Source organism: Tractidigestivibacter sp., from assembly GCF_057241865.1.
The window spans coordinates 1-5,535 of the sequence record NZ_DBHHPX010000070.1; the positions used below are offsets into that span (position 1 = coordinate 1).

At 66.5% G+C, this 5,535-nt stretch carries 7 protein-coding genes; 2 read left to right on the top strand and 5 right to left on the bottom strand.

Annotation, left to right across the window (positions count from 1 at the left end; all coding sequences use genetic code 11):
- Window positions 1-473 precede the first annotated feature (473 nt).
- Window positions 474-647, top strand: coding sequence for a hypothetical protein (locus ACO59D_RS12680; RefSeq protein ID WP_485127296.1), 174 nt, complete (start codon window positions 474-476; stop codon window positions 645-647).
- An 858-nt stretch (window positions 648-1,505) separates the two neighbouring features.
- Here ACO59D_RS12680 and ACO59D_RS12685 read toward each other — a convergent pair.
- From ACO59D_RS12685 to ACO59D_RS12705, 5 genes are all read right to left on the bottom strand, one after another.
- Complete coding sequence (locus ACO59D_RS12685; RefSeq protein ID WP_485127297.1) at window positions 1,506-2,432, bottom strand: nucleotidyl transferase AbiEii/AbiGii toxin family protein; 927 nt, start codon at window positions 2,430-2,432, stop codon at window positions 1,506-1,508.
- Window positions 2,420-3,253, bottom strand: coding sequence for a type IV toxin-antitoxin system AbiEi family antitoxin domain-containing protein (locus ACO59D_RS12690; protein ID WP_485127298.1), 834 nt, complete (start codon window positions 3,251-3,253; stop codon window positions 2,420-2,422). The genes ACO59D_RS12685 and ACO59D_RS12690 overlap by 13 nt, the downstream gene beginning before the upstream one ends.
- Window positions 3,254-3,312: 59 nt before the next feature.
- On the bottom strand, window positions 3,313-3,954 hold the full coding sequence (locus ACO59D_RS12695) for a site-specific integrase (RefSeq protein WP_485127299.1): 642 nt from the start codon (window positions 3,952-3,954) through the stop codon (window positions 3,313-3,315).
- A 43-nt stretch (window positions 3,955-3,997) separates the two neighbouring features.
- The gene (locus ACO59D_RS12700; RefSeq protein ID WP_485127300.1) at window positions 3,998-4,630 is read right to left on the bottom strand and encodes a hypothetical protein; all 633 of its coding nucleotides are present in this window, start codon (window positions 4,628-4,630) and stop codon (window positions 3,998-4,000) included.
- 118 nt (window positions 4,631-4,748) lie between these two features.
- Window positions 4,749-5,183, bottom strand: a complete 435-nt coding sequence (locus ACO59D_RS12705; protein WP_485127301.1) for a transposase — start codon at window positions 5,181-5,183, stop codon at window positions 4,749-4,751.
- A gap of 119 nt (window positions 5,184-5,302) precedes the next feature.
- On the opposite strand from ACO59D_RS12705, the gene ACO59D_RS12710 reads away from it, so the two are divergent.
- Window positions 5,303-5,535 (top strand): hypothetical protein (locus tag ACO59D_RS12710; protein ID WP_485127302.1); only part of this gene is annotated, 233 nt, incomplete at its 3' end.

Genomic DNA, 5,535 nt, shown 5'->3' on the forward strand with positions numbered 1-5,535 from the left:
TGGCGGTGGTCTTGCCGGTCTGCCGCGGCCCTATCAGGATCTGCATGAAGCGCCGTGGCTCGCCCATCCGCCTGGAGATGGCTACCAAATTTTGGGAGCTATCTCCCAAAATTTGAGAGGTAGCTCCCAGGTCCCGGTGGCCCCGCGTGGGTGACGGGCGTATGCCCGTCGTGGGGGCCAGGCTTACATCCGGCACACCATGGGCTGGCACCCGTGCGCGGCGGGCCATGCGACGGTGCCTTCTGGCGCGAGCGTGGCGGACGGGCTCCATCCAGCGTGGGGCGACCACCTGCCGGCGGAGCCCGCGCTTCTTCCAACGGTTGCCCGGTTGGAGGCGGGTGCATCGCCGACCGACCGGTTGGCAGAAGAGCGGTGGCGCCGCCGTCACGGCTGCGCACCGCCCGCCGCCCGTGTGGGTGCGATCGGGACCCCGGACGATCGGTCGGACCAAGCGGTCCGGGAGGGAGTCCGGGATGTACACCAAGGAGGAGCGCGAGGGGATCCTCTGGGAGTTCCACGAGAGCTGGCTGCCGGTGAAGGTCGCATGCAGGGAGCTGCCGCTCTTCCCGAACCACGCCAACCTCTACAGGTGGCTGCGCATGGAGCGGCAGGGCGTAAGACGAACTCCTCGTCGTTCATGGCGATGAAGTCGATGCCGTCCGGGCCGTGCGCCCAGCCCTCCTCCAGGACCTCGACGCCCCTGTGCTCCAGGTACGCGCGGATCGCCTCGTGCGACCTCTCGTCGATGCTCTTTCCCATGGCTGTCTGCCTCCTCGCGTCGGGGCCCGCCCCCTTGGCGCGCCTTGTGGTGCGGATGGCGCCTGCGGGAAAGCGACGGTGCAAGGGAGGAAGCGAAACGCGGACGCGCCTGAGTCTTCCGAGGGGCGCCCTGTGCCCGTCGGAAAAGTTTTCGCGGCCCTTGCGCGCAAGCGACCGTGGGCGAGTCTTTGCCCCCGAGGCGAGACGGGGTGGGCGTGCTCGCGGAGGCCGCCCGTGGGAATGCGGCGATAGGGTTGCCGCGAGGCGTTGCGTGTCTGGGCTGGGCGTTACTGGGGCGTCTGGCGGGGGAGCGGTGCGTTGGCCGGCTGCTAGCGGCCTCGCCAGGCGACGGGATGCTTGTTTGGATGCCGTGCGATGTGCGGTGGCCATGCCCGCGAGGTGCCAGGGTGCTTCGTGTGTCGTGGTCTGCCCGCTGCGGTGCATGGAGGTCTCGGCGTCCGCCATGGCGTTGTGTCTGGTGGCAGGGATGAGAAGGTTGCTTCGCTACCACGCTGACCGTCTCAACAGGAGATCGGCCCATGCGGCGGACCTTGCCTTCGGGCTCGGGGCAGGGCGTCCTACTGATATATAGGCATGGAAGTGAGTACAAAATGTACCCACTTCCTACCTAATTTCGCAGTAGGACATCGGATGCCCTACTTGCCAAACGCCAGGTTGGCTTTGGGGTTTAGGCACTTTGAGGTCGCAAATTGCGACCTCAAAGACGCTGCCTTTTGGTTGTTCTGTCAGTGTATCTTCCTGAGGTTTTCGACCTTCCAGAGCGCCTCGGGGTTGACGGCAGCAGCCTCGGCCATTGCCTCGTCTGGGAAGATGAGCTCCGGTCGGTAGACGCCTTTTGTGAGGCGCTCAAGGTATTTGCGCTCTCCGTCCGTCCTGGGCAGGACCCATTCCGCTATGAAGCGCTCGGCGTCCTCCATGAGCCCCTCAAGGGTCGGGCGCTCGGTCGAGGAGCGGAGCATGGGGTAGAGCTGGTCTGCGAGCTCGGGGAACCTGTCCGCGAAGCGCTGCTCCCTGCCCTCGAATGGCTTCGGGAAGCACGCGGAGAGAGAGGCGTAGTAGAGGGCGAGTCGGTGCGCGTTCTCTTGCCCATCGGGTTCGAGCGACTCGTAGACGCCCCGCAGGTTGGAGACGTCGTAGAGGTCGCGGACCTTCACGCGGTCGAAGAACGCCTTCACCTTGCCGGCGGCAAGCTCGGCATCTGCGAACGTGCGCACCTTGGCGTCCGGCCTCACGGGCGTCTCGCGCACAACGGGCGGCAGGATGGGCGAGCGGTTCATGTAGATGCAGTCGACCTTCACGTGGTCGACTCCCCAGTCACCCCGATAGCGTAACAGGAAGGTTCGCCCGGCATGCCCGCCGGGATGCGCCTCCACCGCGTAGCCCAGCGCGCGGGCCACGGCCTCTATGCCATCCTCGATGCGCGGCCTGTCGGCGAGCATGCCCTCACGCGAGGCGCTTCCGATGTAGGAGACGTCGATGTCAACCGAGAGCCTCGGCACGTCGAGCATGAAGAGGTTGATCGCCGTGCCGCCGTGGAGCGCCAGCTTGCCCTTGAGGGCGGGATGGCGCTCCATCTCGTCCAGGAGGTCGAGCAGGCGCTCTACCTTGTCCACGGTCCTCGGCTCGAACTCGTCGGTGCTCATGACGTCCATGAGAGGACCTCCCCTTCCGTCTCGGGCAGGTACAGCTTCCATCGATGGCTCCAGCCCCTGCTCTCCTTCGCCTTAGGATCGAGTTTGGACGGGCCATGCCCGAGCCTCTCTTCAAGTGACAGAAGCGTCTCGTCTGCCACGCCCCAGCCAGCCTGCTTTGCATCGAGGAGCCAGCCTGCGCGGGCGACGACGGCTGCAGGCGCGCCGCCGAGGATCTCAAGCAAGACATCGATGTCAAGATAGGGAAACGCCGAGCAGGACCGTATGGTCTCCTCAGCGCCGCCTGCCCTCCCGGGACTCGTCAGGCAATCGACGAGGGTCTGCTCGCGCGTGGTCACCCTTACCGTGCCATACGACCTTGAGCGCATGGCCTGCGTCCGGGGGCTATCGCCGAGGTCGTATGGAACGTAGCGGACGCCCCCGTACTCGAACGGCGAGCGCACCTTTGCGGATCTGAAGGCACACTCGAAGCCGACGTTGTGCGCGACGCCGTGGGCGACGAGGGCAGAGTGGTACGAGATCACGGCCTCGGGGTCGGCGGTTCTGGCAACGAGGAACGGGTCGGGCGCCTCGCCGGTAAACTTGCCGGTCTTGGACACGTAGACGCCTCGTCGCACGCGCTCCACCTCGCCGGATTTGACGGCGCGCCGTAGCTGCGTGTGTGCGGCCTCCACCGCCGCTATGGCGTAGACATCCCCCGTCGTGAACGCCTGGTGCGATTCTATGTAGTCTTTGAACTTCATACAGACGAAGTATAGTAGAAACGGGTACAAAATGTAACCGTATCCATGAATTACAAACTGTAAATCAAGGTATTCCATCTGCTCACATCCATCTTGAGACGGCGCGGAAGAGCCAGCGAACGAAGCGCCAGACGAGCCTAAGGACGCCCATGTGAAGCCTCCTTCTCCTCTGCGACGGCGAGCATCGCCTTGAGCTGGTCCACAGAGAAGCTGAGCGCGGGCTCGCGTTGCTTCGGCGTGCCGATGGCGCTGCCCGTGATGGCGTCGCCGTAGCCGCCCATCTCGGCGTCGAAGCTCTCCTCGACCTTGCCCACGGCGGCGCGCTTGGCCTCCGGGTCCACGTCGGCGTAGATGTCCAGGGTCATCGACACGCTCGCGTGCCCCAGGTAGCTCGCCACGGTCCTCACGTCGCACCCGCCCGCGATCATCATGGTGGCGAAGGTGTGCCTGAGGTCGTGGATGGTGCACTTGAAGCCGTTCATCTTGCAGAGGGCCGAGAAGTCCTTCCCGAGCTGCGTGGGGTTGTAGGGCCTGCTCCTCTCCTCCTGCGTTCCCAGTACGTAGGGGTCGCCGAAGGGAAGAGCGAACTCGTTGGCGATGCGCACGGCGTCCGCCCGCGCGAGGCGCAGCATGTCGGAGGTGCGCCTGGTGAGGGGGATCGTCCTCAGCGAGCTTGGGGTCTTGGGCTCCTTCACGTAGAAGCCGCCGGGGCCGTTTCCCAGGGCGTGGCTCACGGTTATGGTGCCGTCGTCGGAGAGGTCGGACCACCTAGCGCGCATACCTCGCCGCGCCTCATGCCCGTGGTGAGGGCGAGCTCTATGGCTATGCCCAGGGGCGCAGGCTGCGCGCGCCTCGCAAGCTCCAGCATGCGCGTGCGCTCCTCGCGCGGCAGGGCGTTGATGGGCGTCCTCGCGCGCTTGGGTGGCTTGCAGAAGTCGCAGGGGTTCTTGGTGATGAGGCCTTGCGCCATGCCCACTTGAGCGCCTGCTTGAGCAGGCGGAAGGGCTTAGACACGCTCTTGGGCGCGTAGCCGTCTGCGCTCATGTCGCGCATCCATCCCGACACGTCCTCCGCGGAGAGGTCGGCCAGGCGGACGTTTCCGATGTAGGAGTCTATCTGGCGCGCCTCGGCGCGGTAGCCACGCACCGTCGAGGGCTCTATGGTGCCCGAGCCCTCCTTGTAGGCGAGGAACTGCTCCATGAACTCGCGCACGCTCATCGAGGAGCCGACGGCCCCGCCCCTGCGCTCGAGCTCGAGGATGAGCGCGTCGCGTGCGCGCTCCGCCTGCCGGCGCGTCTTCCCCCCGACCGTGTGGAACGTCCTCACGACCTCGCCCGTCACGGGGTCGGCGTGCGAGAGGACCGCCTCCCATCGGTCGCTGTTTCTCCGTCTCCTCAGGCCACGGCTGGTGTAGGTAAGGTTCTGCATCTCCACTTCCTTCCACTCGGTTTTCAACAGCCGTTTCTGACCGACATTGTGACCGCCAAATGACCGCCAAAACGAGGTTGGAGATACAGAAGAAGCAGATTCCTACAGAACGTTGGAGACGCGAAAAAACGGCTCTTCCGCGTTTCTAGTGGGTAGCACAGGCTAGCGACGTCTGGGCCGAGAAGTCCAGCCTCCCGAGCCCGGGGAAGATCATGGTCCCGAAGCAGGACGTGTTCCTGGATCCCCGCGCCGCCCGCCTGACGGACCGGACCACGGGATTGAGGCCCTCCAGGACCGCATTGGTCGGATTGCGGTCCCACCAGGCGAGGATCCCCTCGCGCTCCCTCTCGATGGTCCCCGCCACGGCCTTCGTCTCGCGCGCGTTGGGGCGCATGGCCCAGGGGGCGAGTCCGTCCAGGGCCGCTGCCGCGGACTGGCGATCCGGGCGGCTGCAGACGTCCCGCATGCCCCCGGCCACCTGGCAGGCGCGCGCAGCTCTCGGGTGCGATTTGAGCCCTGTCAATATAATGGACAGGGGAATCCCGGATTCCATGCTGCCTGCATCGCCTCCGGGTCGCATGCGAGGGCCCTCTCGAAGCGCCCGGAGAACCCCTCCATCGCATCTGCCGGCACGCGGTCGCCGATGGGTTCGTGGGGCCGGAGGCGGTCGTGGCACGACCCCATGAGCTCGATCGCCCCGTGCCTCGTCGTGGATGCGTCCAGGAGGCGCTCGCGGTGGCACCGCCCGCTCCTGGGCGTGCCGAGGAGCGACCCTGCGACCGCGTTGCCGTGGCGGCCGCCGGCCCTCCCCACGGGCAGCCCCGCGTCGTGCGCGGCTGCCCATGCGGCGGGCCCCGCGCCCGCGCGCTGGCTGCCACGGTCGCCGTGGGACATGGCCCCCCGGCCGCGCACCCGCGCGAGCATGCCGTCTC

What these genes read in the sequence shown, in the direction of transcription:
- ACO59D_RS12685 (WP_485127297.1), bottom strand. Translation starts at nt 2,432, where the DNA reads ATGGACGTCATGAGCACCGACGAGTTCGAGCCGAGGACCGTGGACAAG.
- ACO59D_RS12705 (WP_485127301.1), bottom strand. Translation starts at nt 5,183, where the DNA reads ATGCGACCCGGAGGCGATGCAGGCAGCATGGAATCCGGGATTCCCCTG.
- ACO59D_RS12690 (WP_485127298.1), bottom strand. Translation starts at nt 3,253, where the DNA reads ATGGAATACCTTGATTTACAGTTTGTAATTCATGGATACGGTTACATT.
- ACO59D_RS12680 (WP_485127296.1), top strand. Translation starts at nt 474, where the DNA reads ATGTACACCAAGGAGGAGCGCGAGGGGATCCTCTGGGAGTTCCACGAG.
- ACO59D_RS12695 (WP_485127299.1), bottom strand. Translation starts at nt 3,954, where the DNA reads ATGCGCGCTAGGTGGTCCGACCTCTCCGACGACGGCACCATAACCGTG.